26 protein-coding genes are annotated in these 26354 nt (G+C 65.8%); 18 read left to right on the top strand and 8 right to left on the bottom strand.

Features of this window, described 5'->3' with window-relative positions; genetic code table 11:
- The first annotated feature begins 20 nt into the window (after positions 1-20).
- Positions 21-2186 carry an acyl-CoA dehydrogenase gene (locus ACNQS7_RS09895; protein ID WP_418012423.1) on the top strand — a complete coding sequence of 722 codons (2166 nt, stop codon included), beginning with the start codon at positions 21-23 and terminating at the stop codon, positions 2184-2186.
- A 119-nt stretch (positions 2187-2305) separates the two neighbouring features.
- On the opposite strand, the gene ACNQS7_RS09890 is transcribed toward ACNQS7_RS09895, so the two are convergent.
- A complete protein-coding gene (locus tag ACNQS7_RS09890; protein ID WP_418012422.1) occupies positions 2306-2644 on the bottom strand; it encodes a Zn-ribbon domain-containing OB-fold protein in 339 nt (112 codons plus the stop codon).
- 58 nt (positions 2645-2702) lie between these two features.
- Here ACNQS7_RS09890 and ACNQS7_RS09885 point away from each other — a divergent pair, with 58 nt between their 5' ends.
- The 3 genes from ACNQS7_RS09885 to ACNQS7_RS09875 all read left to right on the top strand — a co-directional run bounded on the left by ACNQS7_RS09885 (position 2703) and on the right by ACNQS7_RS09875 (position 6434).
- Entirely contained in the window at positions 2703-3887 is a 1185-nt protein-coding gene (locus ACNQS7_RS09885; protein WP_418012421.1) for a thiolase family protein, read from the top strand.
- Between the two features lie 7 nt (positions 3888-3894).
- Entirely contained in the window at positions 3895-5343 is a 1449-nt protein-coding gene (locus ACNQS7_RS09880; RefSeq protein WP_418012420.1) for a FadR/GntR family transcriptional regulator, read from the top strand.
- A gap of 113 nt (positions 5344-5456) precedes the next feature.
- Positions 5457-6434, top strand: a complete 978-nt coding sequence (locus tag ACNQS7_RS09875) for an anti-sigma factor RsbA family regulatory protein (RefSeq protein WP_418012419.1) — start codon at positions 5457-5459, stop codon at positions 6432-6434.
- A gap of 10 nt (positions 6435-6444) precedes the next feature.
- On the opposite strand, the gene ACNQS7_RS09870 is transcribed toward ACNQS7_RS09875, so the two are convergent.
- Both ACNQS7_RS09870 and ACNQS7_RS09865 read right to left on the bottom strand, forming a co-directional pair.
- Complete coding sequence (locus ACNQS7_RS09870; protein ID WP_418012418.1) at positions 6445-6591, bottom strand: hypothetical protein; 147 nt, start codon at positions 6589-6591, stop codon at positions 6445-6447.
- 199 nt (positions 6592-6790) lie between these two features.
- Positions 6791-6934: a hypothetical protein gene (locus tag ACNQS7_RS09865; protein WP_418012417.1), complete on the bottom strand. Its 144-nt coding sequence runs from the start codon at positions 6932-6934 to the stop codon at positions 6791-6793.
- A 722-nt stretch (positions 6935-7656) separates the two neighbouring features.
- Here ACNQS7_RS09865 and ACNQS7_RS09860 point away from each other — a divergent pair.
- Positions 7657-8175, top strand: a complete 519-nt coding sequence (locus ACNQS7_RS09860; protein ID WP_418012416.1) for a homocitrate synthase — start codon at positions 7657-7659, stop codon at positions 8173-8175.
- A gap of 9 nt (positions 8176-8184) precedes the next feature.
- On the opposite strand, the gene ACNQS7_RS09855 is transcribed toward ACNQS7_RS09860, so the two are convergent.
- A complete protein-coding gene (locus tag ACNQS7_RS09855; protein WP_418012415.1) occupies positions 8185-9666 on the bottom strand; it encodes a cytochrome P450 in 1482 nt (493 codons plus the stop codon).
- A 120-nt stretch (positions 9667-9786) separates the two neighbouring features.
- Between ACNQS7_RS09855 and ACNQS7_RS09850 the strand changes: the two genes are divergently transcribed.
- From ACNQS7_RS09850 to ACNQS7_RS09840, 3 genes are all read left to right on the top strand, one after another.
- Positions 9787-10428 carry a TetR/AcrR family transcriptional regulator gene (locus ACNQS7_RS09850; protein ID WP_418012414.1) on the top strand — a complete coding sequence of 214 codons (642 nt, stop codon included), beginning with the start codon at positions 9787-9789 and terminating at the stop codon, positions 10426-10428.
- Positions 10429-10456: 28 nt separating this feature from the next.
- Positions 10457-11335: an SDR family oxidoreductase gene (locus ACNQS7_RS09845; RefSeq protein WP_418012413.1), complete on the top strand. Its 879-nt coding sequence runs from the start codon at positions 10457-10459 to the stop codon at positions 11333-11335.
- 142 nt (positions 11336-11477) lie between these two features.
- Complete coding sequence (locus ACNQS7_RS09840; protein ID WP_418012412.1) at positions 11478-12722, top strand: PucR family transcriptional regulator; 1245 nt, start codon at positions 11478-11480, stop codon at positions 12720-12722.
- A gap of 20 nt (positions 12723-12742) precedes the next feature.
- Here ACNQS7_RS09840 and ACNQS7_RS09835 read toward each other — a convergent pair whose 3' ends face one another.
- The gene (locus ACNQS7_RS09835) at positions 12743-13771 is read right to left on the bottom strand and encodes a DNA polymerase IV (protein ID WP_418012411.1); all 1029 of its coding nucleotides are present in this window, start codon (positions 13769-13771) and stop codon (positions 12743-12745) included.
- Positions 13772-13779: 8 nt separating this feature from the next.
- Positions 13780-14379, bottom strand: a complete 600-nt coding sequence (locus ACNQS7_RS09830) for a helix-turn-helix domain-containing protein (protein ID WP_310786673.1) — start codon at positions 14377-14379, stop codon at positions 13780-13782.
- Between the two features lie 86 nt (positions 14380-14465).
- Here ACNQS7_RS09830 and ACNQS7_RS09825 point away from each other — a divergent pair, with 86 nt between their 5' ends.
- The 4 genes from ACNQS7_RS09825 to nrdE all read left to right on the top strand — a co-directional run bounded on the left by ACNQS7_RS09825 (position 14466) and on the right by nrdE (position 18485).
- Positions 14466-15056, top strand: coding sequence for an NAD(P)H-dependent oxidoreductase (locus ACNQS7_RS09825; RefSeq protein ID WP_418012410.1), 591 nt, complete (start codon positions 14466-14468; stop codon positions 15054-15056).
- A 536-nt stretch (positions 15057-15592) separates the two neighbouring features.
- Positions 15593-15832 (top strand): redoxin NrdH, encoded by a 240-nt coding sequence (locus ACNQS7_RS09820; RefSeq protein WP_055577476.1) that lies wholly within the window; start codon positions 15593-15595, stop codon positions 15830-15832.
- Positions 15833-15876: 44 nt separating this feature from the next.
- Positions 15877-16350, top strand: a complete 474-nt coding sequence (gene nrdI / locus ACNQS7_RS09815; protein WP_055577477.1) for a class Ib ribonucleoside-diphosphate reductase assembly flavoprotein NrdI — start codon at positions 15877-15879, stop codon at positions 16348-16350.
- Positions 16320-18485: a class 1b ribonucleoside-diphosphate reductase subunit alpha gene (gene nrdE, locus ACNQS7_RS09810; protein WP_418012409.1), complete on the top strand. Its 2166-nt coding sequence runs from the start codon at positions 16320-16322 to the stop codon at positions 18483-18485. The genes nrdI and nrdE overlap by 31 nt, the downstream gene beginning before the upstream one ends.
- 20 nt (positions 18486-18505) lie before the next feature.
- Here nrdE and ACNQS7_RS09805 read toward each other — a convergent pair whose 3' ends face one another.
- Positions 18506-19114, bottom strand: coding sequence for a hypothetical protein (locus tag ACNQS7_RS09805; RefSeq protein ID WP_418012408.1), 609 nt, complete (start codon positions 19112-19114; stop codon positions 18506-18508).
- 283 nt (positions 19115-19397) lie between these two features.
- Here ACNQS7_RS09805 and ACNQS7_RS09800 point away from each other — a divergent pair, with 283 nt between their 5' ends.
- Both ACNQS7_RS09800 and ACNQS7_RS09795 read left to right on the top strand, forming a co-directional pair.
- Positions 19398-20141 carry a TetR/AcrR family transcriptional regulator gene (locus ACNQS7_RS09800; protein WP_156452429.1) on the top strand — a complete coding sequence of 248 codons (744 nt, stop codon included), beginning with the start codon at positions 19398-19400 and terminating at the stop codon, positions 20139-20141.
- Between the two features lie 132 nt (positions 20142-20273).
- Positions 20274-21815 carry a flavin-containing monooxygenase gene (locus ACNQS7_RS09795; protein WP_055577479.1) on the top strand — a complete coding sequence of 514 codons (1542 nt, stop codon included), beginning with the start codon at positions 20274-20276 and terminating at the stop codon, positions 21813-21815.
- Here the strand turns inward: ACNQS7_RS09795 and ACNQS7_RS09790 are convergent.
- The gene (locus ACNQS7_RS09790) at positions 21804-22697 is read right to left on the bottom strand and encodes an SDR family oxidoreductase (RefSeq protein WP_418012407.1); all 894 of its coding nucleotides are present in this window, start codon (positions 22695-22697) and stop codon (positions 21804-21806) included. The two genes, ACNQS7_RS09795 and ACNQS7_RS09790, sit on opposite strands and share 12 nt — an antisense overlap.
- A 102-nt stretch (positions 22698-22799) precedes the next feature.
- Here ACNQS7_RS09790 and ACNQS7_RS09785 point away from each other — a divergent pair, with 102 nt between their 5' ends.
- The 4 genes from ACNQS7_RS09785 (at position 22800) to nrdF (ending at position 26348) form a co-directional block, all read left to right on the top strand.
- The gene (locus ACNQS7_RS09785) at positions 22800-23378 is read left to right on the top strand and encodes a TetR/AcrR family transcriptional regulator (RefSeq protein WP_418012406.1); all 579 of its coding nucleotides are present in this window, start codon (positions 22800-22802) and stop codon (positions 23376-23378) included.
- Positions 23379-23425: 47 nt separating this feature from the next.
- Complete coding sequence (locus tag ACNQS7_RS09780) at positions 23426-24448, top strand: YncE family protein (RefSeq protein ID WP_418012405.1); 1023 nt, start codon at positions 23426-23428, stop codon at positions 24446-24448.
- 27 nt (positions 24449-24475) lie between these two features.
- Entirely contained in the window at positions 24476-25249 is a 774-nt protein-coding gene (locus tag ACNQS7_RS09775) for an alpha/beta fold hydrolase (protein ID WP_418012404.1), read from the top strand.
- A 124-nt stretch (positions 25250-25373) separates the two neighbouring features.
- Positions 25374-26348, top strand: coding sequence for a class 1b ribonucleoside-diphosphate reductase subunit beta (nrdF, locus tag ACNQS7_RS09770; protein ID WP_418012403.1), 975 nt, complete (start codon positions 25374-25376; stop codon positions 26346-26348).
- Positions 26349-26354 lie beyond the last annotated feature (6 nt).

Raw genomic sequence — 26354 nt, 5'->3', positions numbered from 1 at the left:
GCGCCGCGAGGAGGACCCGCATGGGTATCGCATTGACCGACGACCATCGCGAACTCGCCGAGGTGACCCGCGGGTTTCTGACCTCGCAGAAGGCGCGGGCGGCGGCGCGGTCGCTGCTCGACGCGCCGGAGGAGACGCGGCCGTCGTTCTGGCAGGGCTTGGCGGAACTGGGTTGGCTCGGCCTGCACATCGGCGAAGAGCACGGCGGGTCCGGCTACGGACTGCCCGAACTGGTGGTGGTGATCGAAGAACTCGGGCGGGCCGTCGCGCCGGGCCCGTTCGTGCCGACGGTGATCGCCTCAGCGGTGATCGCCCATGGCGGCACCGCCGATCAGCAGGCGCGGTTGCTGCCCGGACTGATCGACGGAACCGTCACCGCTGGCGTCGGTTTGGCTGGCGGCGTACGGGTTTCCGACGGTATCGCCGACGGCGAGGCCGGGGTGGTGCTCGGCGCCGGGCTGGCCGACGTGCTGTTGCTCGTCGCCGGTGACGACGTACTGGTACTGGACCGCGGACGGTCCGGCATCACCATCGAGGTGCCGGAGAACCTCGATCCGACGCGACGCTCCGGGCGCGTTCGCCTGCAGAACGTGAAGGTGACCGACGACGACATCCTGTCCGGCGCCGCCGCATCGGCGCTGGCCCGGGCGCGCATACTGCTGGCCGCCGAGGCCGTCGGCGGTGCGACCGACTGCGTCGAGTCGGCGGTGGAGTACGCCAAGGTGCGCAAGCAGTTCGGCCGCACCATCGCGACTTTCCAAGCGGTGAAACATCATTGCGCGAACATGCTGGTGGCCGCGGAGTCCGCGCTGGCCGCGGTGTGGGACGCCGCCCGGGCGGCCTCCGAGGACGAAGATCAGTTCCGGCTGGTCTCGGCAGTCGCCGCCACGCTGGCGTTCCCGGCCTACGCGCGCAATGCGGAACTCAACATCCAGGTGCACGGCGGCATCGGATTCACCTGGGAGCACGACGCACATCTGCATCTGCGGCGCGCTCTGGTGTCCTCGGCCCTGCTCGGCGGCGACGGGCCGGCCCGCGATGTCTTCGATCTCACCGCCGCCGGCGTCGTGCGGGAGAACAGTCTGGACCTCCCGCCGGAAGCCGAGGAACTGCGGACCCAAATCCGGGCCGACGCCGCCGAACTCGCCGCGCTGGAGAAGAAGGCCCAGCGCGACAAGCTGATCGAGACGGGCTACGTGATGCCGCACTGGCCCAAGCCGTGGGGCCGGGCCGCCGACGCGGTGGAGCAACTCGTCATCGAAGAGGAGTTCCGTGCGGCCGGCGTCAAACGCCCCGACTACGGCATTACGGGCTGGGTCATCCTCACCCTGATCCAGCACGGAACCGACTGGCAGATAGAACGATTCGTCGAGAAGGCGCTCCGAAAAGACGAGATCTGGTGCCAGCTGTTCTCCGAACCGGAGGCCGGCTCGGATGCGGCGTCGGTCAAGACCCGCGCCACCCGGGTGGACGGCGGGTGGAAGATCAACGGGCAGAAGGTCTGGACCAGTGGGGCGCAGTACTGTGCACGCGGCCTGGCCACCGTGCGCACCGACCCGGAGGCGCCCAAGCACGCCGGCATCACCACCGTGATTGTGGACATGAAGGCGCCCGAGGTCGAGGTGCGTCCGCTGCGCCAGATCACCGGCGGTGCGGAGTTCAACGAGGTGTTCTTCAATGACCTGTTCGTGCCCGACGAGGACGTCGTCGGCGCACCCAACTCCGGGTGGACGGTGGCGCGCGCCACGCTGGGCAACGAGCGGGTCAGCATCGGGGGCAGTGGCTCGTTCTACGAGGGGCTGGCCGGCGAATTGGTGAAGCAGGCGCAGCGTCGTGCAGATCAGTTGGCGGGCGCGGTGATTCGGGTCGGGACTTACCTGGCCGAGGAGAACGCGCTGCGGCTGCTGAACCTGCGCCGTGCGGCCCGCAGCGTGGAGGGGGCGGGCCCGGGGCCCGAAGGTAACGTCACCAAGCTGAAGCTGGCCGACCACATGATCGAGGGCGCCGCCATTTCGACGGCGCTGGCCGGTCCGGAGACGGCTCTGCTGGACGGACCCGCCGCGCTGGCCGGGCGGATGGTGATGGGCGCGCGCGGTATGGCGATTGCCGGTGGCACTTCAGAGGTCACCCGCAACCAGATCGCCGAGCGGATTCTCGGCATGCCGCGCGACCCGCTGATCAACTGAGGCGCGCGCCGAGCTGGCGAGGAGCACCGCGGCGGAGCACCGCGAGCAGAGCACCGCGAGCAGACGCAAAATCGCATCAAAATCCTAGATTTTGTGCGATTTTGCGTCTGCTCGCGCAACTAGGCGACGGGCGCGAATAGCGGGGCTCCGCTGGTGCCCCGCTCCGGGCGGATGGCGACAGGCATCCCGCACGTCACCGAATCCGGTTCGCAGTCAACGATATTGGCCGCGACACGGAGGCCGCTCTGCTCGGCCAGCTCGACCAGGGCGATCACGTACGGTGTCGGGATCTCCGGGTTATAGGGGTGGTGGTTGACGGTGTAGGTGAACACGGTCCCGTGGCCGGAGACAGGCTTGGCTGTCAGGGGCCCGCCGCAGTCGCGGCATTCGCCTGCGGCGGGATGAACCCAGCGTGCGCAGCTGTCGCAGTGCTCGACGAGCAACGGGGAAGTCGACACGACGAATACAGTACACTCATTTCGAACTGGTATTTGTTCGGGTCAACGGACGGTGCAGATGGACTACTTCGAAAAAGACGCGATCGTGTCCGGCATCGGTATCTCGCGTATCGGCCGTCGCACCGGCATTCCCGGGCGGGATCTGACCATGGAGGCGGTGCGGACCGCCATCGACGACGCCGGCCTGCGCTCGGCCGATATCGATGGCATCGCGACACTGGGCGACACTCCGGCGGCCGAGGTCAACGCCGAACTCCGGATCGACGCCGCCGACTGCGGCAGCGGGTTCGGCACCGGCGGTCTGCTGAGCCCGGTCATGTCCGCCTGCCGTGCCGTCGCCGAGCGGCGGGCACGCCATGTCGTGGTCTATCGCACCATCCAGATGTTGGGCGGCACCATTCTGCAGGACAAGGACGCCCCGGCACCACCGCTGGCGCGCATGTTCGATGCACCCGAGGGCGACCGTCCTGCCGTCGGCGCCATGGACGACATCAACGATCTGGTCGCCGCGCACGCCTACTCAGCGGCGAACTGGCTTGCCCTGAACTGTCGTCGGCACATGGAACTGTACGGCACCACCAAGGAGCAGCTGGGCTGGATCGCCCTCAACGGCCGCCGCAACGCCGTGCTGAATCCCCTTGCGGTATATCGGAATCCGATGACGATGGCGGACTATCTGGGCGCCCGTCCGGTGTCCACGCCGTTCGGCCTGCTGGATTGCGATGTGCCCATCGACGGTTCGATCGCCGTGGTGGTTTCCCATGCCGACTACGCCGCAGACTGCCCGCACCGTGCCGTGAAGGTCGAGGCCATCGGCGGCTCCGACGGTGCCGGCGGGTGGTTTCACCGCCCTGACTACCCGAAGATGGCGATGTCGGACGCGACGGCGCAGATGTGGTCGCGGACGGAATTGACACCCGCGGACCTCGATGTCGCTCAGCTGTACGACGGCTTCACCTACCTGACCCTCTCGTGGCTGGAAGCCCTCGGAGTGTGCGGCGACGGCGAGGCCGGGCCCTTCGTCGAGGGGGGTGCCCGCATCGCCCGAGACGGTGAGCTGCCGCTGAACACCTACGGCGGACAGCTCTCGGCCGGTCGCATGCACGGCTACTGGGCGCTGCATGAGGGCTGCCTGCAACTACGCGGCGAGGCCGGGGAGCGGCAGGTCGAGCGCCGCCCCGAGGTCGGCGTGGTGTCCGTCGGCGGCGGTCCGGTGGCAGGATGCATGCTGCTCACGTGCTGAGCCGGCAGTGACCGTCGAAGCGGATCAAGTCCGGGCGGACAAGCGGGCCGCAAAGATCGCCCGTCGTATCGAGGAGGACATCGTCCGGCGCGGCTGGGCAGTCGGGGAGTCGCTGGGCTCGGAAGCCGCTCTGCAGCAACGCTATGACGTGAGCCGGTCGGTGCTGCGCGAAGCCGTCCGCCTGGTCGAGCATCACCAAGTCGCCCGGATGCGGCGCGGACCCAACGGCGGCCTGCTCATCTGCGAGCCCGACGCCGGGCCGGCGACGCGTGCCGTCGTGATCTACCTCGAATATCGCGGCACCACCCTGGGCGATCTGCTCAACGCGCGGCTGGTGCTCGAGCCGCTGGCAGCGGCACTGGCCGCCGAACACATCGACGAAGCCGGAATCGCCCGGCTGCGATCGGTGCTGAGCGCCGAAGAACAGTGGCGTCCCGGCCGGCCCGCGCCGCCCGACGAATTCCACATCGCCCTGGCCGAGCAATCGAAAAACCCTGTGCTGCAACTGTTCATCGATGTCCTGACGAGACTGACGAAGCGCTATGCGCGCGCCTCGCGGACCGGGTCGGCGGCCGAAGCGGCCGATGCCGCCCACAAGATGCGCGGTGCGCACGCCGACATCGTCGCCGCCGTCACCGCCGGCGATTCCGCACGGGCCAAGACACTGAGCGAACGACACGTGGAGCGCGTGACGGCCTGGCTGGCCGAACACCGCGACCCGTCACTTCGCGGAAGGCCGGGCCGCAAGCGGCTCACCTCGGAAGCGCCGCGCGGCAAGCTCGCCGAAGTGCTGGCGGCCAACATCGCCGACGACATCGCCGCCAGCGGCTGGCACGTCGGGTCCGTGTTCGGTACCGAGACGGCGTTGCTGGAGCGCTACCGGGTGAGCCGGGCGGCACTGCGCGAAGCCGTGCGACTACTCGAGTATCACGAGGTCGCGCACATGCGCCGGGGTCCCGGCGGCGGGCTGGTCGTCGCCAGGCCGCGCGCCCAGGCGAGCATCGACACCATCGCGCTCTACCTGCAGTACCGCAAGCCGACCCGGGAAGACCTGCGTTGCGTGCGCGATGCCATCGAGATCGACAACGTGGCAAAGGTGGTTGCCCGTCGCTCCGATCCGGAGGTGGCGGATTTCCTGAACCCGCATGACTGGGCGAGTGCGGCCGGCAATGCCAGTGACGATGTGCGCACCGCCGCCGTTGAGGAGTTCCGCTTTCACGTCGGCCTGGCGCATCTGGCCGGGAATGCGCTGCTTGATCTTTTTCTGCGAATCATCGTCGAACTGTTCCGCCGGCATTGGTCCACGACCGGGCAGGCCCAGCTGACGCCCGCGGACACGATGGCCGTCGAGAACGCTCACTTGCGCATCCTGGAAGCGATCGACGCCGGTGATGACAGCCTCGCGCGCTACCGCATCCGGCGCCATCTGGACGCCGCCGCGTCATGGTGGCTGTAGACGCGACACGCTGAGCGGCAACGCCGCGCATAGCAAAGCCCTGGCCGGGGTACAGGAATACTCAAGTGATGGCGACACAAAGGCGTGCCGGCTGACGTTGGGTGGGAGTCTCTATGACTACGAGCATGGAGATCAGGCCCCTGGGCTCGACGAGGGGATTCGTGCATTCGGCGCTGTTCTTCCAAAGCGAACGGGAATATCTGGATTCTGTGGTGCGGTTCGCCGCCGACGGCTTCGCGCTCGACGAGCCGGTGCTGGCTGCGGTGCCGGGTGACAAGCTCGCGATGCTGGGACCGGCTCTCTACGGCGCCCGCGCCGGATCTGACGCCGAACTTCGGCTGACCGACATAAGCGAAGTAGCGCGCAACCCGGGCCGGTTCGCGGCAATGGAAAGTTCCTTTGCCGACAAACACGCCGATCGGACCGTCCGGATCGTGCGACAGCTCGTCTGGCCTGGGCGCACCGCGGACGAGTGTCTGGCCTGTATGGAGCACGAGTCGCTGATCAACGGCGTGCTGAAGAACCCGAACGTCATGGGGCTGTGCCTGTACGACGCGACCCACCTGCCCGACGATGTGCTGGCGGATGCCCGGCGCACCCACCCGATGCTGTGGCAGGGTGGATCGGCTTGCCCCAGTTCGGAATACGCGCCTGAGGATGTCCTGGCGCGCTGCAACCAGCCGCTTGATACGAACCCGGGCGCGGTGACGTACACGGTCCGCGGCAGCGCGGACCTGCGTCCGGCGCGGTCGTTCGCCGCCGACTATGCCGGCTGGGTCGGTCTGTCCAGAGACGGTCTGGACGACCTGCAAATGATCGCCACCGAACTCGCTACGAACAGCCTGCAGTACGCCGGGGGCTCCTGCCGGCTGGCCTTCTGGCGGCACAACGAGCACCTGGTGTGCGAGGCGCGCGACCGTGGGCGATTGAAAGACCGGTTCGTCGGACACAGGCGACCGAGTGCCCGCGGCACCGCCAGTCGCGGGCTCTTCCTGGTCAACGCGATGGCTGACCTGGTGCGCACACACACGAGCGCAGACGGCACCACCATTCAGGCGTACCTGAGGCTTGACCCCGCGCGGGACTGCTGACCGGTTGCGGTTACCGGGCTAATTGCGGTGGCTGCGTCTCCACCGGCACCGGCAGCGGCGCGGGAGTCGGGGCCTTCATGCAGCCGACGGACAGTAGGGCGTACCCGGCGAATATCGCGGCGCCGATAACGGCTTTCACCTTGGTTCTTGCGCTCATCGTTGAGCCCTCCTCAAGGATGCACCGGCAAATTTACGCCGATGTAAGAGTGTTACCTGTGTCACACTAGCTGGTCGGCCGCCGTCGCGGAATACCCAAAACGGAAGGCGAGTTGCGTTGCGGCACAACGACCTCGCACCCGACACGGGCCGGCCCGACCCGGGTTTGATCGAGTCCCGACCGAACGCTGCCGGTGTGTTCAGCCGAGCTGACCCGTACCTCCGCCCCCGACTTCAGGGGTCCGCACCGGATCCATCGTGTGACTGCAACCGACCGCGAACAAGGCGAACGCCGCAAGGATCAGGGCTCCCACCGCCTGGACGGTCCTCCGCTTGGTGCGCATTCATCTCGCCTTTCTCCCCCGTGCCGGGGCGCGCTTGACGTGACTGGCGCCTGCGATGCTATCGCCGCTCAGCGGTTAAGGAGAGGGTTTTCGGCGAATTGTGGAAAATCCCGAATGAATTCAATCGAATGGGGTGATCTGCCATTTTGGTTTTGGGGGTCCAAGCATTCATTCGGTACGTCAGCCCGCTGGGAACCGACTGCAGGTGCAGCGGTTCCCAGCGGGTTCCCCCGACGCTCGCAAGAACGTTTCTACTGAGTTTCAGGCGGGACCGGGTTGCCGATCGTGCCACCAACGGAACCTGCGGTTTGTGCTGTACAACCCGCCGTCGTCAGGGCGAAAGCGGCGGCCAGCACGGCAACCACCACCTTCACGGCCTGAATCCCCCGGCCAGATTTACGTACGTTCATCGGCTACCCCCTTCATTCGCTGATTTCCCCGGTTAGCGATTTGCACCGCTATCTGGATGCTAACTCCGGCAATGTGTATCGCGAGCTGTTTTGCCTTGAATCAGCGAATTTCGAATGAGATTCCGATATCGACAACTTATAAAATGCAGTTGCGCCGGGCGGCCCCGCCGTCTAATGTCTGCGCTCGTGCGTCCTTCACCGCGTGCCGTAGTAGCCAGCACCCGCAGCGGGGTCTGATCTAGACCGACCCCCCGCTGTGGGTCGGAAGCTACTACCGTCGGTCGCTCCTTCGAGCCAGAGAAGACCGGCACAATGACGAACCCGAAGACGAATCCCAGCCAGAACACCCACCGATTCCGCGAATCCGCTTCCGCCAATGCGTGGTTCGCTCACCACTTCGGGGTGGCATTGCCGCGCGGGTTGGGCGAACCCGGCGACGCCATGCCGTGGGAGCTTTTCGTCTCTGTCTACGGCCATACCGCCGGCCCGGTGCGTTTGGGGCACTGGTCGTGTACCGACGCCGAGCGGCCGGCCACTCGAATGGGTCCGCAGGCGCGCAACTTTCGTGCCGTGATCGCCGTCGGCGACCGCATCGGCACGTCGACAGCGGCGGCCGGTGGAGCAGTCGCGGCGCTTACCGCGATGTTGCACGGCCGCGGAATCCGCGTGGAGACGTTGAACTTTCACCAGATGTGCGCGGGAGGCGACACGGCGACCTTCGTGCGCGGTACCGATGGCGTGCGCACCGAATGGGCCATGGGGTGGGCTCAGGACTCCACCGAGTCCGCCTTGCGCGCGGTGGTTGCCTGCGCCAACCGACTTCGCGAGTGATCCTCGCCGCTACAGCGGGCGCAGGACGATGTGCATGCCATCCATCGGCACCGGCATGCCGCCATAGTCCCAGCGCGGCTTGTAGTCGGGCCGCGGCAGCTCCAACCGGTAGCGCCGAAGCAGGCGGTGCAGGATGGTCTTGACTTCGAGTTGACCGAACACCATGCCGATGCACTTGTGCGCACCACCGCCGAACGGAGTGAACGCGTACCGGTGCCGCTTGTGCTCATTGCGCGGTTCGGTGAACCGCTCGGGGTCGAACTTCATCGGGTCGGTCCAGATTTCGGGCAGTCGGTGATTCATCCCGGGGAACGCAGTGATGTTGGTGCCCTTGGGTAGGTAGTAGCCCAGCAGTTCGGTGTCGCGCACCGTGCGCCGCATCGCCCACTGGACCGGCGTCACCAATCGGATGGACTCGTTCATCACGAGGTCGAGGGATTCCAGCTTTTCCAGCGATTCGATGTCCAGCGGGCCATCACCGAGACGGTCCGATTCGTCACGGCAGCGCTGCTGCCACTCCGGGTGTGCGGCCAGGTGGTAGATCATCGTCGTGGCCGTCGAGGTGGAGGTGTCGTGCGCGGCCATCATCAGGAAGATCATGTGGTTGATGACGTCTTGGTCGGAAAACCGGTTGCCGTCCTCGTCCTCGGTCTGGCACAACACGGTCAGCAGGTCATTTCCTTCTTTGCCGCGGCGTTCCTTGACCCGCTCGGCGAAGTAGTTCTCCAGCAGTTCCCGCGCCTTGAGACCGCGCCACCAGGTGAACGGTGGGACGCCCGTGCGGATCACCGCGTTGCCGGCACGCGTGGTGGTGGTAAACGCCTTGTTGACCTTGGTCACCAGCTCCCGATCGGTGCCGGGTTCGTGGCCCATAAACACCATCGAAGCGATGTCGAGCGTCATCTCCTTCATCGCCGGATACAGCAGGAAGCGCGGGTCGTTCGTCGCCCAGTCATCGGAGATGACGTGCTGCACCACCTGGTCGATGTGCTCGAGGTAGCCGACCAGTCGGGAGCGGATGAACGCCTCCTGCATGATCCTCCGGTGAAACATGTGCTCTTCGAAGTCGAGCAGCATCAATCCGCGGTTGAAGAACGGCCCGATCACCGGGACCCAACCCTGCTGGGAGAAGTCTTTGTTGCGGTTGGAGTAGATCGCCTGGGCGGCGTCTGGTCCCAGGGCCGTGACGAAGGGCAGGAACGGCGAGTCGCCGAAGATCAGGGGGCCCCTGGTCTCGTAGAGAAACATCAGGTAGTCGGGCCCGCCACGCAGCATCTCGATCATGTGCCCCAGGATCGGCAGGCCTGCGTCCCCGACGATCGGTTTGAGACCACTGCCCGGGGGCGGGTCGGCGAGCTTTTTCTCCGGGAACTGGGTGTTGCGCAGCTTGCGCTCGACCAGTCCCATGCCGGGAAAGTTGTTGAACGACGGCGTGAACCGGCGCCTGGCCTGATCGAGGAGATAGTCGGGGGTGCTGATGGTCGTCGCCATTGACGCGCGCTCCTAACCGGTTGTGGTCACCGTCACTGATCCTCAATATTTCGGACGACTTGACGCCTGTCAAGTTTTCTTTTTGGATTGATGTGGTGCAAGGTCAGGATGTGATCACCAGTGAGTAGTCCAGCCGCCGACGAGGGGCAGGGGGCGCCGGTATCGCGCCGTCGTGGTGACAAACACCGGCAAGCGATCATGCAGGCGGTACGGGAGCTGCTGCAGGAGGTGCCGTTCTCGGAGCTGTCGGTCAGCGCCATCAGCCTCCGAGCCGGGGTGGCCCGCTCCGGCTTCTACTTCTACTTCGATTCCAAGTACTCGGTGCTCGCGCAGATCCTGGCCGAGGCGGCCGAAGAGCTCGAGGAACTGACGCAGTACTTCGCCCCGCGGCAGCCGGGGGAGTCTCCGGAGCAGTTCGCCAAACGAATGGTCGGCAGCGCCGCGGCGGTCTACGCCGACAACGACCCGGTCGTCAACGCCTGTAATGCCGCCCGCCACACGGACGTCGAGATCCAAGCGATTCTGGATCGGCAGTTCGACGTGGTGTTCCGGCAGATCGTCAGCGTGGTCGATGCGGAGATGAAGGCCGGCACCGCCCGGCCGATCAGTGATGACCTGCCCACGCTGATTCGCACCCTGGCCGGGACCACCGCGCTCACGTTGACGGGTGACCCGCTGCTGGTGGCGAGTGATCTCTCGCGGCGGGTAAAGGTTCTCGAGCAGATGTGGCTCAACGCGCTGTGGGGCGGCCCGGCGCGGTAGGTCCGGTACCGCCGGTATCGTTCCGACCATGGTGCAGAGCGGCTCCACGGAGTATTTCGCGGGAAAGCGGTGTTTCGTGACCGGCGCGGCCAGCGGCATCGGCCGGGCCACGGCGCTGCGGCTGGCCGCGCACGGCGCCGAACTGTATCTGACCGATCGCGACGGCGAAGGCCTGGCGCAAACCGTGGCGGACGCCCGCGCGCTCGGCGCGCAGGTGCCCGCGCACCGGGTGCTGGACATCTCGAAGTACGACGAAGTGGCCGCGTTCGCCGCCGACATCCATGCCGGGCATTCCAGCATGGACGTGGTGCTGAACATCGCCGGTGTGTCGGCCTGGGGGACGGTCGACCGGTTGAGCCACGAGCAGTGGAACAAGATGATTTCGATCAATCTGATGGGCCCGATCCACGTGATCGAATCCTTTGTTCCGCAGATGATCGCCGCGCGCAGGGGCGGGCACGTGGTCAACGTTTCGTCGGCGGCCGGAATCGTCGCGCTGCCATGGCATGCCGCATACAGTGCGAGCAAGTACGGACTGCGCGGACTGTCCGAGGTGCTGCGTTTCGACCTCGCCCGGCACCGCATCGCGGTGTCGGTGGTGGTGCCGGGCGCCGTGAAGACTCCCTTGGTCAACACCGTCGAAATCGCCGGCGTGGACCGGGAAGACCCGAAGGTGGCTCGCTGGGTGGACCGCTTCAGTGGCCACGCCGTGTCACCGGAACGGGCCGCCGAGAAAATCCTGGCCGGGGTCGCGAAGAAGCGCTACCTGATCTACACCTCGCAGGACATCAGGGCGCTCTATGCGTTCAAGCGGCTGGCCTGGTGGCCCTACAGCGTGGCGATGCGGCAGGTCAACACGATCTTCACGCGGGCATTGCGCCCGGCGCCCCCGCAATTGGAGCGTTAGGCCGCCATTCCCGGCTGTAGTGCCTGCAGCACAGGCACGTTCGCAGCCTCACGATTTCGGCTCTGCGGCGATTCTGACTTCCCGTTACGCGCCCTGACGATCTACCTTCTCAGTGGGGGCCGACACATCGGCGGAGGTTGGCGTGGACAGCGACGTCGCAAGGATTGTTGCCCGGCTCGACCAGCAGGCCGCCGCGATCAGTGATGCCCTCTGTGCCGCGGCTCAGGAAGATGTTCCGGAACTTCCCCGCGACGCCAGGATGAGTGAATTGATGCGCGCCGCAATGCGCGACCAGTTCCACACGATATTCCGCGCTCTGCTTCAGGACATCGACGTCAGCAGGATCGCGGTGCCCGCAACACATACCGAGTACGCCAGAACTCTTGCCCGCCGGGGTATTCCGATCAAATCGATGATGCGGGCTCACCGCCTCGGGCAGCGCCGTTTGGGCGAGGCGGTGTTCGCCGAACTACAGGCCGCCGGGATGGCGCCCGAAACCCAGTCCACCGTCGTGGAAACCCTCGCCAGGACGTTGTCGAAATACGTCGACGTGCTGTCACAGCAGGCCCTTGCGGCCTACCAGGGCGAGCACGAGCGACTGACGGCTCGGCACATCGCAACCGAAACCCAGATTCGGGGCGTGCTCGATGGACCCGAATCCTTTGACGTCGAGGCGGTTTCCGCGGCCATCAACTATCCGCTGAGCTGGGAACACCTCGCCCTCATCGTATGGTTTCCGCACGTGGACGCGGAACACGACCGGTTGGCCAGTGTGTGGGAGTTCCTTCGTGCGTTGGCGGTGGCCGCGGACACGACGGCACGCCCGCTGCTGGTTGGCGCCGGCCGGGCCGCTTGGTGGGTCTGGTTGCCCTACCGCTCGGTGCCAGGTGACGCCATCGTGAACATCCGCGAATTCGTCCGGCTACGAACGGATGTGCCCAACGTCGCGATCGGGGCGATGGGTTGCGGCGTCGAAGGATTCCGCCGATCTCATCGTCAGGCGCAGCGCGCGCGCAAGGCCGCGGAGGGCCGCATCGGTCAGCCGAGTGAGGTGGTCGCGGCGACCGATGCCGGCATCGTCTCCGCGGCGCTGCTGGACGTGGACCTCGAAGAGATCCGCGGATGGGTGACCGACGTCCTCGGCCCGTTGGCCTCCGATACCGACGACGACGCCCGTCTGCGTGAAATATTGCGGATCTATCTCCATTTCGGTCGGCCCTTCCGGGTCGCAGAAGAACTGCAGGTGCCTCTCGAGGCCGTCAGGGATGACGTGCAGCGAGCCGTCGCGAGACGTGGCCGTCCGATCGAGGACAAGCACGGCGTCGAACTCGCCCTGCGGGCCGCTCAGCGATATGGCGCCGCCGTCCTGAGGCCGCTTCACGACTGACAGGTCATGCGACCTCGAGGTCAGGACGGCATTTCCAGTTCCAGGCGCACCCCGAGCAGCCGGATGGGGCGGTCGAGTTCGAACAGGTCAAGGATGCGCAGGGCGGCCGCGGCAATGACGTCGGAGTCGATGGTCGGAGCGCCCAGTTTGCGGATCTTGGTGCGGGTGTAGAACGTCGCGGTCCGGACGGTGACCGCCACCCGCGTCACGATACGCCCTGAGGCGACGACGTCGTCCAACGCTCGTTGGGCCAATTCGGTTACCGCAGAATCCATTTCGGCACGATCGGTGAGGTCGCGCGGGAATGTGACGACGTGGCTGCGCGAACGCGGCACCCACGGCTGGGAGCTGACCTCGGTGTCGCCGCCACCCTTGGCGAGAAGCAGCAACCACAGCCCGGTGCGGGGGCCGAACGTCGACGTCAACAACTCGCCATCGGTACGGGCCAGCTGCCCCACCGTGCTGATATCAAGGGCGGCAAGCTTTTTCGCCGTCTTCGGGCCGACCCCCCAGAGCGCGTCGACGGGCCGGTCGGCCATCAGCGCCATCCAGTTGGCATCCGTGAGCTGGAAAACCCCGGCCGGTTTCGCGAAACCGGTGGCGACCTTGGCGCGTTGCTTGTTGTCGCTGATGCCGACCGAGCAGGACAGTCCGGTCTCCGCCGCGATGACGCTGCGGATGGTTTCGGCGACGTTGACGGGGTCACCCGGAGCCGCCACGTACGCCTCGTCCCAGCCCCATACCTCGACGGGATGGCCCAGGTCGCGCAGCAGGCCCATCACCTGCTCGGACGCCTCATCGTAGGCGGCCGGCTCGGAGGCGAGGAAGGTGGCGTCCGGACAACGGCGCGCTGCCGCGCGCAACGGCATGCCGGCATGCACCCCGAATTCGCGGGCCTCGTACGAGGCGCAGGTGACGACCTTGCGCGGTTCGGTCGGGTCGCCGCTGCCGCCGACGATGACCGGCAGCCCGACCAGTTCGGGGTGGCGGCGCAATTCGACCGAGGCGAGGAACTGGTCGAGGTCGACGTGCAGGACCCAGCGCGTCATGCCTGGGCTCAGCGTCCGCAGAGCTTGCGGGCCAGGCCGGCCCAGCCGTCGGCCAGTGTCTCCGGCGTGTGGCCGCCCTCGGTGATCTGGTGCTCGACATAGCCGATATCGAGCAGCGCCAGCAGCGCGTCGGTCTGGATGTCCAGGTCGCCGCTGGTGTGCGCGGCCTGCAACAGCACCCGCACATGGGTCCGCAGCACCAGGGCGGCGCCGACGTGTCGCATGTGCGGGTCCCGGCTGGCCGCGGACATCAGCTCGCGGTGGGCGTGCGCGAAGGCGATGCGTTCGCGGCCGAATGCGATCAGTCTCTCGAGAGGTGGCGCACCCGGACCCAACGGCGGCGGCCCGAAAAGGAATGCCTGCTGGCTGGCCTTTTCGTCTTCGTCGAGCAGCACCAGCATCAGGCCGGACCGGCTGCCGAACCGGCGGAACAGGGTTCCCTTGCCGACACCCGCGGCGGCGGCGATGTCGTCCATGGTGACCGCGTCGGCGCCACGTTGGGTGACCAGCTGACGCGCGGCCTCCAGCAGCAGCGCCCGGTTTCGCGCCGCGTCGCTTCGCTCCGGCAGCGGCTCCCCGGCCAGGTCTTCGTGCGCAGCGAGCCGCAATCCGCCTCGGTCCGCAATACCGCTCACTCCTGCACTTTATCGCGGCGGGAATAAAGCGGACTATAGTCCGTTTTAACGATGCAAGGATGGAGACCAACGAACGAAGGGAACGGACAGTGACAGGAATCAAGATCTTGGCCCTGGTGGGCAGCTTGCGTGCGGGATCGGTCAACCGGCAGATCGCCGAACTGGCGGCCGAGTTGGCACCCGAAGGGGTTACCGTCGCGGTGTTCGAAGGGCTGGGGGAGGTTCCCTTCTACAACGAGGACATCGACGATGCGATGAACGGCGAACTGGACCAGGCGCCGGCGCAGGTGGTGGCGTTGCGGGCCGCGGCCGCCGAGGCCGACGCCGCGCTGGTGGTCACCCCGGAGTACAACGGGTCCATCCCCGCCGTGGTGAAGAACGCGATCGACTGGCTGTCGCGGCCCTTCGGCAACGGCGCGTTGAAGGACAAGCCGCTGGCCGTGATCGGCGGCTCGCTGGGCCAGTACGGCGGGGTATGGGCGCACGACGAGACGCGTAAGTCGTTCGGCATCGCGGGTGCGCGGGTGAGCGACGCGATCAAGCTTTCGGTGCCGTTCCAGACGTTGGGCGGTAGCGCCCCGGCCGACAACGCGGAATTGTCGGGCAATGTGCGCGACGTGATCGGCAAGCTGGCCGCGGAGGTCGGCTGACCCGTTTGCATCGAGCCGGCCGCGCCCGGCTCAACCCTCTCGTCAAAGCCGCCGGCGGTCTCGCCGGCGGCTTTGCTGGTAGATGTCGGCCAGGTCGTGCGCGACGGAGTTGTCGGTGGCCGCTGATATACCTCTGTTCATGGGCGCCTGCATGTCGGATCAGATATACCAACGCGGCGATTTTGTGATCTGCGACACGCCGGGGCGACACGCCAGACGTGCCCTGCTACCTGGGAATTTCAGGAATGTTATTCAGAACATCTTGTATCTCTTCATGTTGTCACCCCCTAGGTGTAGTGTTTCGAGGACCAGCAGATCCCAGGTTCACCAAGTCCCGATCAGGTTCCGACCGACCAGGCGGGGCGTGATGAACTTCCCGGAATCGGACGGCGCAGCTCGAGCAGGGTCAGCTCGAAATCGGCGCCCTCCCGATGGGAATCTGGGGGCTCGCCGGGGCGCTGAATATAGCGCGGTTGTGCCAATCCAGTCGTTGCCAGTCTTATCAACCCCCTCATCCGCAAAGGAGCGGTACGCCCATGAGCATCACCGTCTACAGCAAGCCGGCCTGCGTGCAGTGCGTCGCCACCTACAAGGCGCTCGACAAGCAGGGCATCGACTACCAGAAAGTCGACATCACCCTGGACCCCGAGGCGCGCGACTACGTGATGGCGCTGGGCTACCTGCAGGCACCCGTCGTGGTGGCCGACAACGCACACTGGTCCGGTTTCCGGCCCGACCGCATCAAGGCGCTCGCCGAAACGGCGCTGAGTGCGTAGTTCGTAACCGGATAGATAGATAGAAGGAAGGGTTGCGGTGCCCGATGGACATCTCAGATATCGCGGGTACCAACCTGGTGTACTTCTCCTCCGTGTCGGAGAACACCCACCGCTTCGTGCAGAAGCTGGGTGTTCCCGCCACGCGGATACCGCTGCATGGCCGCATAGAGGTGGACGAACCGTACGTGCTGGTACTCCCCACGTACGGTGGCGGGCGGGCCACTCCGAACATCAATGACGGTGGCTACGTCCCCAAGCAGGTCATCGCCTTTCTGAACAATGAGCACAACCGCTCGCTGATCCGCGGCGTCATTGCTGCGGGCAACAACAACTTCGGTGCCGAATTCGCCTACGCGGGCAACGTGATCTCCCGCAAGTGCGGTGTTCCGTACCTCTACCGCTTCGAACTCATGGGTACCGAGGACGACGTGGCCGCCGTTCGCGCAGGCCTCGCTCAGTTCTGGGCTCAATATTGGAAGGAACAGACGTGCCACCAACCGTCACTGCAGAGCCTGTAACCGCCGGCGTGCACGGCTTGCCCGACGAGACGGACTACCACGCGCTCAATGCCAGGCTGAATCTGTACGACGCGGACGGCAAGATCCAGTTCGAGAAGGACGTGCTGGCCGCGCGCCAGTACTTCCTGGAGCACGTCAACCAGAACACGGTTTTCTTCCACAACCAGGACGAGAAGCTCGACTACCTGATTCGCGAGAATTACTACGAGCGTGAGGTTCTCGACCAGTACTCACGTAACTTCGTCAAGAGTCTGCTCGACCGCGCCTACGCCAAGAAGTTCCGCTTCCCGACCTTCCTGGGCGCATTCAAGTACTACACCTCATACACGCTGAAGACCTTCGACGGGAAGCGCTACCTGGAGCGTTTCGAGGACCGCGTCGTGATGGTCTCGCTCACCCTGGCCGCCGGAGACACCGGGCTGGCCGAGAAGCTGGTCGACGAGATCATCGACGGCCGGTTCCAGCCGGCCACCCCGACCTTCTTGAACTCGGGCAAGAAGCAGCGCGGCGAGCCGGTTTCGTGCTTCCTGCTGCGCATCGAGGACAACATGGAGTCGATCGGGCGATCCATCAACTCCGCGCTGCAGCTCTCCAAGCGTGGCGGGGGAGTCGCGTTGCTGCTCAGCAACATTCGTGAGCACGGCGCGCCGATCAAGAACATCGAGAACCAGTCCTCGGGTGTCATCCCGATCATGAAGTTGCTCGAGGACTCCTTCTCCTACGCCAACCAGCTGGGTGCCCGGCAGGGCGCCGGCGCGGTGTACCTCAACGCCCATCACCCCGACATCTACCGCTTCCTGGACACCAAGCGGGAGAACGCCGACGAGAAGATCCGGATCAAGACGCTGAGTCTGGGCGTGGTGATCCCGGACATCACCTTCGAACTGGCCAAGAAGAACGAGGACATGTACCTGTTCTCGCCGTACGACGTCGAACGGGTCTACGGCACGGCGTTCGCCGACATTTCGATCACCGAGAAGTACTACGAAATGGTCGACGACGGCCGCATCCGCAAGACCAAGATCAAAGCCCGCGAGTTCTTCCAGACACTGGCCGAGCTGCAGTTCGAGTCCGGTTACCCGTACATCATGTTCGAGGACACGGTGAACCGGGCCAACCCGATCGAGGGCAAGATCACCCACTCGAACCTGTGCTCGGAGATCCTGCAGGTGTCCACGCCGTCGTTGTTCAACGACGACTTGTCCTATGCCAAAGTGGGCAAAGACATTTCGTGCAACCTGGGGTCGCTGAACATCGCCAAGACGATGGACTCGCCGGACTTCGCACAGACCATCGAGGTGGCGATCCGCGCGCTGACCGCGGTGAGCGACCAGACCCACATCACCTCGGTACCGTCAATCGAGCAGGGCAACAACGACTCCCACGCGATCGGCCTGGGTCAGATGAACCTGCACGGCTACCTGGCTCGCGAGCAGATCTTCTACGGCTCCGAAGAAGGCGTCGACTTCACCAACATCTACTTCTATACGGTGCTCTACCACGCGCTGCGCGCCTCGAACCGCATCGCGATCGAACGCGGCACGCACTTCAAGGGTTTCGAGAGGTCCAAGTACGCCTCGGGCGAATTCTTCGACAAGTACACCGAGCAGGTCTGGGAGCCCGCCACCGATAAGGTGCGCCAGCTCTTTGCCGATGCCGGCATCCGCATCCCGACCCAGGAGGACTGGAAGCGGCTCAAGGAGTCGGTCCAGACGCACGGCATCTACAACCAGAACCTGCAGGCGGTGCCGCCCACCGGGTCGATCTCCTACATCAACCACTCGACGTCGTCGATCCACCCGATCGTGTCCAAGGTGGAGATCCGCAAGGAAGGCAAGATCGGCCGCGTCTACTACCCGGCGCCCTACATGACCAACGACAACCTGCAGTACTACCAGGACGCCTACGAGATCGGCTACGAGAAGATCATCGACACCTACGCCGCGGCCACCCAGCATGTGGACCAGGGGCTGTCGCTGACGCTGTTCTTCAAGGACACCGCCACCACGCGTGACGTGAACAAGGCGCAGATCTACGCGTGGCGCAAGGGCATCAAGACGCTGTACTACATCCGGCTGCGTCAGATGGCGCTGGAAGGGACCGAGGTCGAGGGCTGCGTGTCCTGCATGCTGTAGGGCAATTCGGGTCAGGGACTTCAGCCACCTGGGCCGCTCGTCGCGGCGAACCAAGCCGTGGTCACCGAGTGCGTCTGCGGGGGTGGGAAGTGCGCGTCGCCGGCTCCGAGCGGACCCACCTTGACCGTCCACAGCGGCTGGGATCGATCGATAGGCGTCGAAGCGTCGTCGGTTGCCACCAGGACGACGTCCTTGCCGCTGCATCCGTAGGCGCCGACCAGGCCGTCGTCGCGGCCACCCCAGGCGCCTCCGTTGCGGATTCGGCACTGCACACCGTCGTCCAGTAGCAGCGCGAACGGCTGTGGCAACGACACCGGTTGGATGGAAGGCGGCGGTTTGGTCGCGGTCACTCGGTGAAGTTCCTTTTTCCATGGATCGCCGACGCACAACAGGGTCGGTGCAGTCGATTTCCAGCAGACGTCGGCGCCCGCTGCTGACGGTGAGCATCGATAAATGCCGGGGTCGACCGCTGAGGGCGAGGCGTCACACATCTCGACGGTGCCGCTCACTTCTCCGGCCGTCACGTCGCGGTAGCCGTTGGCGGGTTGACCGTTGACGACCGCAACGACATTGATGACCTGGGTTTTGGCGGCCGCGGGCGCGGAAGCTGCAGCGCTGGGCGACCCCACCACCGAAGAACTCGGAGGCGTAGGGGTGTTAGAGGTCTGGCATGCGGTGACCGCGGCGGCGACTACGACACACGCGGATATGGTTGCGCGGCGTGGCGATCGGAGTTCACAGGCGACGAGGCGCGTTCGGTGCATCTGGTGATTCTGCGCTACGCGTCTTCCGGCCCGACAGTGAATCCCACGACGCTCAATGCGCGTGTCGCGTTGGCCAATTCACGCGCGGCTGGGCCGTGAGCAGCCGGTCTGCGCAGGTCAGCGGCTCCCAACCGGTAAGGTGCATGACGTGGTGAGAATGCCTCGACCCGCTTTACCCCACCCGAGCGCGAAGCCCGGTGTGAAAGTCGACGCGCGCAGCGAGCGTTGGCGCGAGCACCGCAAGAAGGTGCGCGCCGAGATCGTGGATGCCGCCTTCCGCGCCATCGACCGCCTCGGTCCGGAGTTGAGCGTGCGGGAGATCGCCGAGGAGGCCGGCACCGCGAAGCCGAAGATCTACCGCCACTTCACCGACAAGTCCGACCTCTTTCTGGCCATCGGGGAACGACTGCGCGACATGCTGTGGGCGGCGATTTTCCCGTCGATCAACCTGGCCACCGACTCGGCCCGCCAAGTGATAAACCGGGCCGTTGAAGAGTTCGTCACCCTGCTTGACCAGCACCCCAACGTCATGCGGGTCTTCATTCAGGGCAGTTCCAGCGCCCAGTCCAAGGCCACCGTCCGGACACTGAACGAGGGCCGCGAGATCACGCTGACCATCGCCGAGATGTTCAACAACGAGCTGCGCGACATGGAGCTCGACGCCGCCGCACTCGAGCTCGCCGCGTTTTCTGCGTTCGGGTGCGCCGCGTCGGCCACGGAATGGTGGCTGGGTCCCGAACCTGACAGCCCACGCTCGATGACCCGCGAGCAGTTCGTCAGCCAGCTGACAACCATCATGATGGGCGTCATCGTCGGCACCGCCGAAACGCTCGGCATCGCGATGGACCCCGACAAGCCGATCCACGATGCGCTGCCGGCCGCCCTGCCGTGAGCTGAGCCCCAGCAACGTTGACATCGTCCCGGGTTTCCATGACACTCGGATATATCCGATACCCCGGGTACTGGGTATCTGCGTCTCAATGAGCACGCCAGCCCTCTAGCGGCCACAACAGGAAAGATCACCATGACCGACGTCGTGACCTCGGCTACCGAATCCGCCGAGAAACCGCAGTCCCAGCCGACTCACACCCGCACCCTGATCATCGGGACCGGATTCTCCGGCCTCGGCATGGCCATTGCGCTGCAGAAGGAGGGCGTGGACTTCATCATCCTGGAAAAGGCCGATGATGTCGGCGGCACCTGGCGCGACAACAGCTACCCCGGCTGCGCATGCGACATCCCGTCGCATCTGTACTCGTTCTCCTTCGAGCCCAAGCCGGACTGGCGGAACCCGTTCTCATTCCAGCCCGAGATCTGGGACTACCTCAAGGGCGTCACCGAGAAGTACGGGCTGCGCCGCTACATCGAGTTCAACTCGCTGGTCGATCGCGCCTACTGGGACGACGACGAGTACCGCTGGCACGTGTTCACCGTCGACGGGCGGGAGTACGTGGCGCAATTCCTGGTCTCCGGAGCCGGCGCGTTGCACATCCCGTCGGTCCCGGAGATCGAGGGTCGCGACGAATTCGCCGGTGCCGCTTTCCATTCCGCGGAATGGGACCACAGCGTCGACCTGACCGGCAAACGGGTCGCGATCATCGGCACCGGTGCCAGCGCGATCCAGATCGTGCCGGAGATCGTCGGGCAGGTCGCCGAACTTCAGCTCTACCAGCGCACCCCGCCGTGGGTGGTGCCGCGGTCCAATCCCGACATTCCGCCGACGCTGCGCGCGGCCATGGAGAACGTGCCGGGACTGCGCGCGCTGACGCGACTGGCCATCTACTGGGGTCAGGAGGCCCTCGCCTTCGGCATGACCAAGCACCCCAACGCGCTGAAGTTCATCGAGGCGTACTGCAAGTGGAACATCCGACGCTCGGTAAAGGACCGCGAACTGCGTCGCAAGCTGACGCCGAAGTACCGGATCGGCTGCAAGCGGATCCTGAACTCGTCCACCTACTACCGTGCGGTGGCCGACCCGAAGACACAGCTGATCACCGAGGGCATCACGCGGATCACCCGCGACGGCATCGTCACCGCCGATGGCCGCGAGCACAAGGCGGACGTGATCGTGTACGCCACCGGCTTCCACGTCACCGACTCCTACACCTACGTCCAGATCAAAGGTCAGCGCGGTGAGGACCTGGTGGACCGGTGGAACCGGGAAGGCATCGGGGCCCACCGCGGCATCACCGTCGCCGACGTGCCGAACCTGTTCTTCCTGCTCGGGCCCAACACCGGACTGGGCCACAACTCGGTGGTCTTCATGATCGAATCGCAGATCCGCTACGTGGCCGACGCGATCGCCCAGTGCGACAAGAGGGGTGCACAGGCGCTGGCGCCGACCCGCGCAGCGCAGGACCGGTTCAACGCCGAACTGCAGGAGAAGCTGTCCGGATCGGTATGGAACAGCGGTGGCTGCAGCAGCTGGTACCTCGACGAGCACGGCAAGAACACCGTGCTGTGGGGCGGCTACACCTGGCAGTACTGGATGGCCACCCGGTCGGTGAAGCCCGAGGAGTACCAGTTCCTGGGAGCAGGCAAGAAGTCTCGCAAGTCAGTGGCGTGACAACTGCCGTTCCGTGCGGGGCGCACTGTCGGCAAACGACCGCAGGTTGCGGCTCACGATACGGTCCAGCAGCCGGTCGGGTAGCACCCGGCTGAGCCGCACCAGGATCGCGGCGTCGCGTCCGATGGTGTAGCGGGTGCGGGGACGAGATGCGGTGGCGGCTTTGGCAATAACTCGCGCGGCTTGTTCGGCCGGCACGCCGGTCTCGATGAACGACCGCGCCTGCGCCGTCACTGCCGCGTTGAGCTGGCCGTAGCGCTGCAGCTGTGCGGCGCTCATGGTCGCCGTGAGTTCCTCCGCCGTCGCGATCCCGCGCTCCGGCATCGCCGTCTTGACCGCGCCGGGTTCGACGACGACCACCTTGACCCCCAGTGCGGCGACCTCCCGCCGCAACGCATCACTGGCGGCCTCGAGGGCGAACTTCGAGCCCGCGTAGGCGCCGTAGGTCGGCAGCACCACCTTCCCGCCGACCGAGCTGATGTTCACCACGGTGCCTGAGCTGCGTAAGAGAGCGGGAAGCAGCGCCTGGGTGATCGCGATGTGGCCGAAAAGATTGACCTCGAACTGCCGGCGCCACTGCACCAGCGGAAGCGTCTCGACCGGTGAGTTGATCGCGATCCCGGCATTGTTGATCAGCGCACGCAGCGGGCGCGGGTCGCGCCCGACCCGATCGGCGATCGCAGCCACATCGGCATCGACGGTGATATCCAGGATGTGCGGCTCGATCCCGTCCGCGCGCAGCGCGTCGGCGTCGATATCCCGTCGCACTCCGGCCAAAACCTGAAATCCTCTGCGCGCCAGTTCTTTTGCGGTGGCCGCCCCCATGCCGGTGGACGCGCCGGTCACGACGATCAGTTCATTGCGTTGCTCGGATGATGTCACGGCGGCCTCCGTCGAGTCTGAGTATTTGAGTTGACGCTGTCATCTCAAACTAGCAGTTAAGTTGACGTTGTCAACTCAAGTGCGGCATATGCTCAGCGGGTGATGACACGAGCGGAGAGTGCGGCGGCCACGCGCCGGTCGCTGCTCGAAGCCGCGGGGGCGTTGCTCGACCGCGGGGGAGTCGAGGCAGTGACGCTGCGTGAGGTCGGCGCCCGTTCTGGTGTGTCCCGGTCAGCGGCCTATCGCCACTTCGAGGCCAAGGAATCTCTGCTCGCGGAGCTGGCGATGAATGCCCTCAACGAACTCGGTGATTCACTCGAGGTGCTGGCCGCCAGTGACGCTTCGCCCGAGGAGGCGTTGCGGTCCGCGCTGCTGTCGCTGATCAATCTCGGTCGCACGCGACCACATCTGTACCGCCTGATCTTCACGACGCCGCCGGCCGACATCGCCGCCGCGGCGCAGGCAGGGGAGCGCACGCAACATCTGTTCCTCGACATCGTTGGTCGCGTCACCGGCCCGCAACAGGCCAGGCGCTACGGCGCGCTCCTGCTGGCCAGCGCCCACGGGATCGCGGGCCTGGATCTGAGCGGCCATCTGGATCTGGACAAGTGGCACACCGACGCGGAGGAACTCGTCGACACGATGATCGCCATGCTCTCGGCCGCGACGGGAGATGAATGAGGGCCGGAAGTCGTTGCAGGGCAAGCCGGTTGCTGGGCGCACTGTGCGTGCCACTGCTGCTGATGACCGGTTGCGGTCATCCCGGCGGGGCACCGGAGGCGGGTTCGGCATCCGTGCCAACCGAGGGCAGTCGCCCCCCCGACGCGGGACTGCCGCAGGCGGCTGAACCGCGTGAAGCGCCGCCACCCGTTGCGGCCCCGGCGGGCCGGACTGTCGCGGTGGGCCGCGCGCCGGAAGGGATCGTCGTCGACGCGCGGACCCGGACCGTCGCCGTCGCCGTGCGCGATCCCGATGAGTTGGTGCTGCTCAACGCCGACTCGGGCGCCGTCACCGGCCGGGTGCCACTTCCGGGATCAGTCCGCCATCTGCAACTCGCCGCTCCCGGTGGTCCCGTGTTGGTGCCGGTGGAAACCGCCGACGTCTTGATCCGCGTCGACCTGCCGCAAGGTCAGGCGGGGCCGGCCATTCATACCGGGGCGCATCCACACGACGCGGCCGCCGCGTCCAACGGCACGGTCTTCGTCGCCAACGAACACGGCGGGACGGTGGCCGTCTTGCGCGGCGATCAGATCGTCAAAGTGTTCGCCGACAGTGTCCAGCCGGCCGGGACGGCGCCGGTGGGGACGTCGATGGGGGTGCTGGATGTGCGCAAGAACGACCTCACCGTCTACGACGCCGACCGCTTGACGATTGTCGGGTCCGCACCGGCCGGTGCGGGACCGACGCACCTGGTTGCCGACCGGCACGGGCGAATGATCGCCGCCGACACGCGTGGAGACGCGGTCCGGGTGTTCCTGCCGTTGCCCACGCCGCACGAGGTAGCTGTGGTGGCGCAGCCGGGCGGGCCGTACGGCATCGCCTACGACGGGACACATGACCGGCTCTGGGTTGCGTCGTCAGGAACCAACGAGGTCGTCGGGTACGACATGAGCGATGCGATTCCTCATAGGCTGCAACGCTTTCCGACGGTACAGAACCCGTACACCGTCGGCGTCGACGCCAAAACCGGTCGGCTGTTCGTGGCCGGGGTGACCGGTGGCGTGGTGCAGATCATCGACGCCGGCGCTTGAACCGGAGGCGGCGGGGTACCCGCTGGAATGCATTTCGTTCGCCGCGGTGAGGGCAAGCCACTGCTGCTCGTCCACGGACTCGGATCCAGTTGGCGCAACTGGGATCTGGTGTTGCCAACGTTGTCGGCGCAGCGGGAGGTGATCGCGGTGGATCTGCCGGGCTTCGGCGAGAGCGCGCCGATGGCGGGGCCGGTGACCATCGCGTCGCTGACCGACTCCGTGGAGGCGTTCATCGGGGAACACCGACTCGGCGATGTCGACATCGTGGGCAGTTCCATGGGTGCGCGCATGGTGCTGGAGATGGCCCGGCGCGGACATGGCGGCACGGTCGTGGCGCTGGATCCGGGCGGGTTCTGGACCGACGGCGAACTGAAGGCATTCGGCCTGACGGTCGGCGCTTCGATCGGGTTGGTGCGCCGCATCCAGCCGCTGTTGCCCGCGCTGACCCGTAGCCGCGCGGGGCGTACGGCCTTGCTGCTGCAGTTTTCGGCCAAGCCTTGGCGGTTGCCGGCCGGCCTGGTGTTGCAGGAACTGCGCAGTTTCACCCGGGCGACACGACTCGACGAGGCGCTGGACGCTCTGGTGCACGGGCCCAAGCAGCAGGGCGCGCCCGCTGGGTCATTGCGCGGCAGGGCGGTCATCGGGTGGGGTCGCAAGGACCGGGTGACGCTGCCCCGCCAGGCCCCGCGCGCCCAGCAACTCTTCCCGGACGCCACCGTGCACTGGTTCGGCGATTGCGGGCATTTTCCGCACTGGGACCAGCCCGAACAGGCCGCTGAGCTGATTTTGGCGACGACATAGCGACACGCCGCAAAACACAACTTATTGTGTTGCGCCGGCTTGTCGGACACCAGGGGTAGTGTTTGAGGCCTAAGCACGTCCGGCGCTGCCGGCAGCCAAATCGGCCTGGTGAAGTGGGGTTTCGGTGAGTGGAAATGCAAAGCTGATCGACCGCGTTTCGGCGATCAACTGGAACCGTCTGCAAGACGACAAAGACGCAGAGGTCTGGGACCGGTTGACCGGGAACTTCTGGCTGCCCGAGAAGGTGCCGGTGTCCAATGACATCCCGTCCTGGGGCACGCTGAAGCCCAGTGAGAAGCAGCTGACGATGCGCGTGTTCACCGGCCTGACGATGCTGGACACCATCCAGGGCACCGTCGGCGCGGTCAGCCTGATCCCCGACGCGCTGACTCCGCACGAAGAGGCGGTGTACACCAACATCGCGTTCATGGAGTCGGTGCACGCCAAGAGCTACAGCCAGATCTTCTCCACCCTGTGCTCGACCGCAGAGATCGACGACGCGTTCCGCTGGTCAGAGGAGAACCCGAACCTGCAGCGCAAGGCCGAGATCGTGCTGCAGTACTACCGCGGTGACGAACCGCTCAAGCGCAAGGTGGCCTCGACGCTGCTGGAGAGTTTCCTGTTCTACTCCGGGTTCTACCTGCCGATGTACTGGTCGAGCCGGGCCAAGCTGACCAACACCGCTGACATGATCCGGCTGATCATCCGCGACGAGGCCGTGCACGGCTACTACATCGGTTACAAGTACCAGCGCGGCTTGGCCCTGGAAGACGAGGCCAAGCGCGCCGAGCTCAAGGACTACACCTACGAGCTGCTGTTCGAGCTGTATGACAACGAGGTCGAGTACACCCAGGACCTCTATGACGAGGTCGGGCTGACCGAGGACGTCAAGAAGTTCCTGCGCTACAACGCCAACAAGGCGTTGATGAATCTCGGCTACGAGGCGCTGTTCCCGCGCGACGAGACCGACGTGAACCCGGCGATCCTGTCGGCGCTGTCACCGAACGCCGACGAGAACCACGACTTCTTCTCGGGTTCAGGGTCGTCGTATGTGATCGGCAAGGCCGTGGTGACTGAGGACGAGGACTGGGACTTCTAAAGCTGC

Source organism: Mycobacterium sp. 23 (genome assembly GCF_048287075.1).
Taxonomy (GTDB): domain Bacteria; phylum Actinomycetota; class Actinomycetes; order Mycobacteriales; family Mycobacteriaceae; genus Mycobacterium; species Mycobacterium gordonae_B.
The sequence above is the reverse complement of the archived record's forward strand: the minus strand, read 5'-3'. Positions and strand labels throughout refer to the sequence as shown.

What these genes read in the sequence shown, in the direction of transcription:
- ACNQS7_RS09820 (WP_055577476.1), top strand. Translation starts at nt 15,593, where the DNA reads ATGAGCATCACCGTCTACAGCAAGCCGGCCTGCGTGCAGTGCGTCGCC.
- ACNQS7_RS09775 (WP_418012404.1), top strand. Translation starts at nt 24,476, where the DNA reads ATGCATTTCGTTCGCCGCGGTGAGGGCAAGCCACTGCTGCTCGTCCAC.
- ACNQS7_RS09785 (WP_418012406.1), top strand. Translation starts at nt 22,800, where the DNA reads ATGACACGAGCGGAGAGTGCGGCGGCCACGCGCCGGTCGCTGCTCGAA.
- ACNQS7_RS09835 (WP_418012411.1), bottom strand. Translation starts at nt 13,771, where the DNA reads ATGACGCGCTGGGTCCTGCACGTCGACCTCGACCAGTTCCTCGCCTCG.
- ACNQS7_RS09870 (WP_418012418.1), bottom strand. Translation starts at nt 6,591, where the DNA reads ATGAGCGCAAGAACCAAGGTGAAAGCCGTTATCGGCGCCGCGATATTC.
- nrdI (WP_055577477.1), top strand. Translation starts at nt 15,877, where the DNA reads ATGGACATCTCAGATATCGCGGGTACCAACCTGGTGTACTTCTCCTCC.
- ACNQS7_RS09855 (WP_418012415.1), bottom strand. Translation starts at nt 9,666, where the DNA reads ATGGCGACGACCATCAGCACCCCCGACTATCTCCTCGATCAGGCCAGG.
- ACNQS7_RS09895 (WP_418012423.1), top strand. Translation starts at nt 21, where the DNA reads ATGGGTATCGCATTGACCGACGACCATCGCGAACTCGCCGAGGTGACC.
- ACNQS7_RS09825 (WP_418012410.1), top strand. Translation starts at nt 14,466, where the DNA reads ATGGAGACCAACGAACGAAGGGAACGGACAGTGACAGGAATCAAGATC.
- ACNQS7_RS09885 (WP_418012421.1), top strand. Translation starts at nt 2,703, where the DNA reads ATGGACTACTTCGAAAAAGACGCGATCGTGTCCGGCATCGGTATCTCG.
- ACNQS7_RS09845 (WP_418012413.1), top strand. Translation starts at nt 10,457, where the DNA reads ATGGTGCAGAGCGGCTCCACGGAGTATTTCGCGGGAAAGCGGTGTTTC.
- ACNQS7_RS09875 (WP_418012419.1), top strand. Translation starts at nt 5,457, where the DNA reads ATGACTACGAGCATGGAGATCAGGCCCCTGGGCTCGACGAGGGGATTC.
- ACNQS7_RS09865 (WP_418012417.1), bottom strand. Translation starts at nt 6,934, where the DNA reads ATGCGCACCAAGCGGAGGACCGTCCAGGCGGTGGGAGCCCTGATCCTT.
- ACNQS7_RS09795 (WP_055577479.1), top strand. Translation starts at nt 20,274, where the DNA reads ATGACCGACGTCGTGACCTCGGCTACCGAATCCGCCGAGAAACCGCAG.
- ACNQS7_RS09860 (WP_418012416.1), top strand. Translation starts at nt 7,657, where the DNA reads ATGACGAACCCGAAGACGAATCCCAGCCAGAACACCCACCGATTCCGC.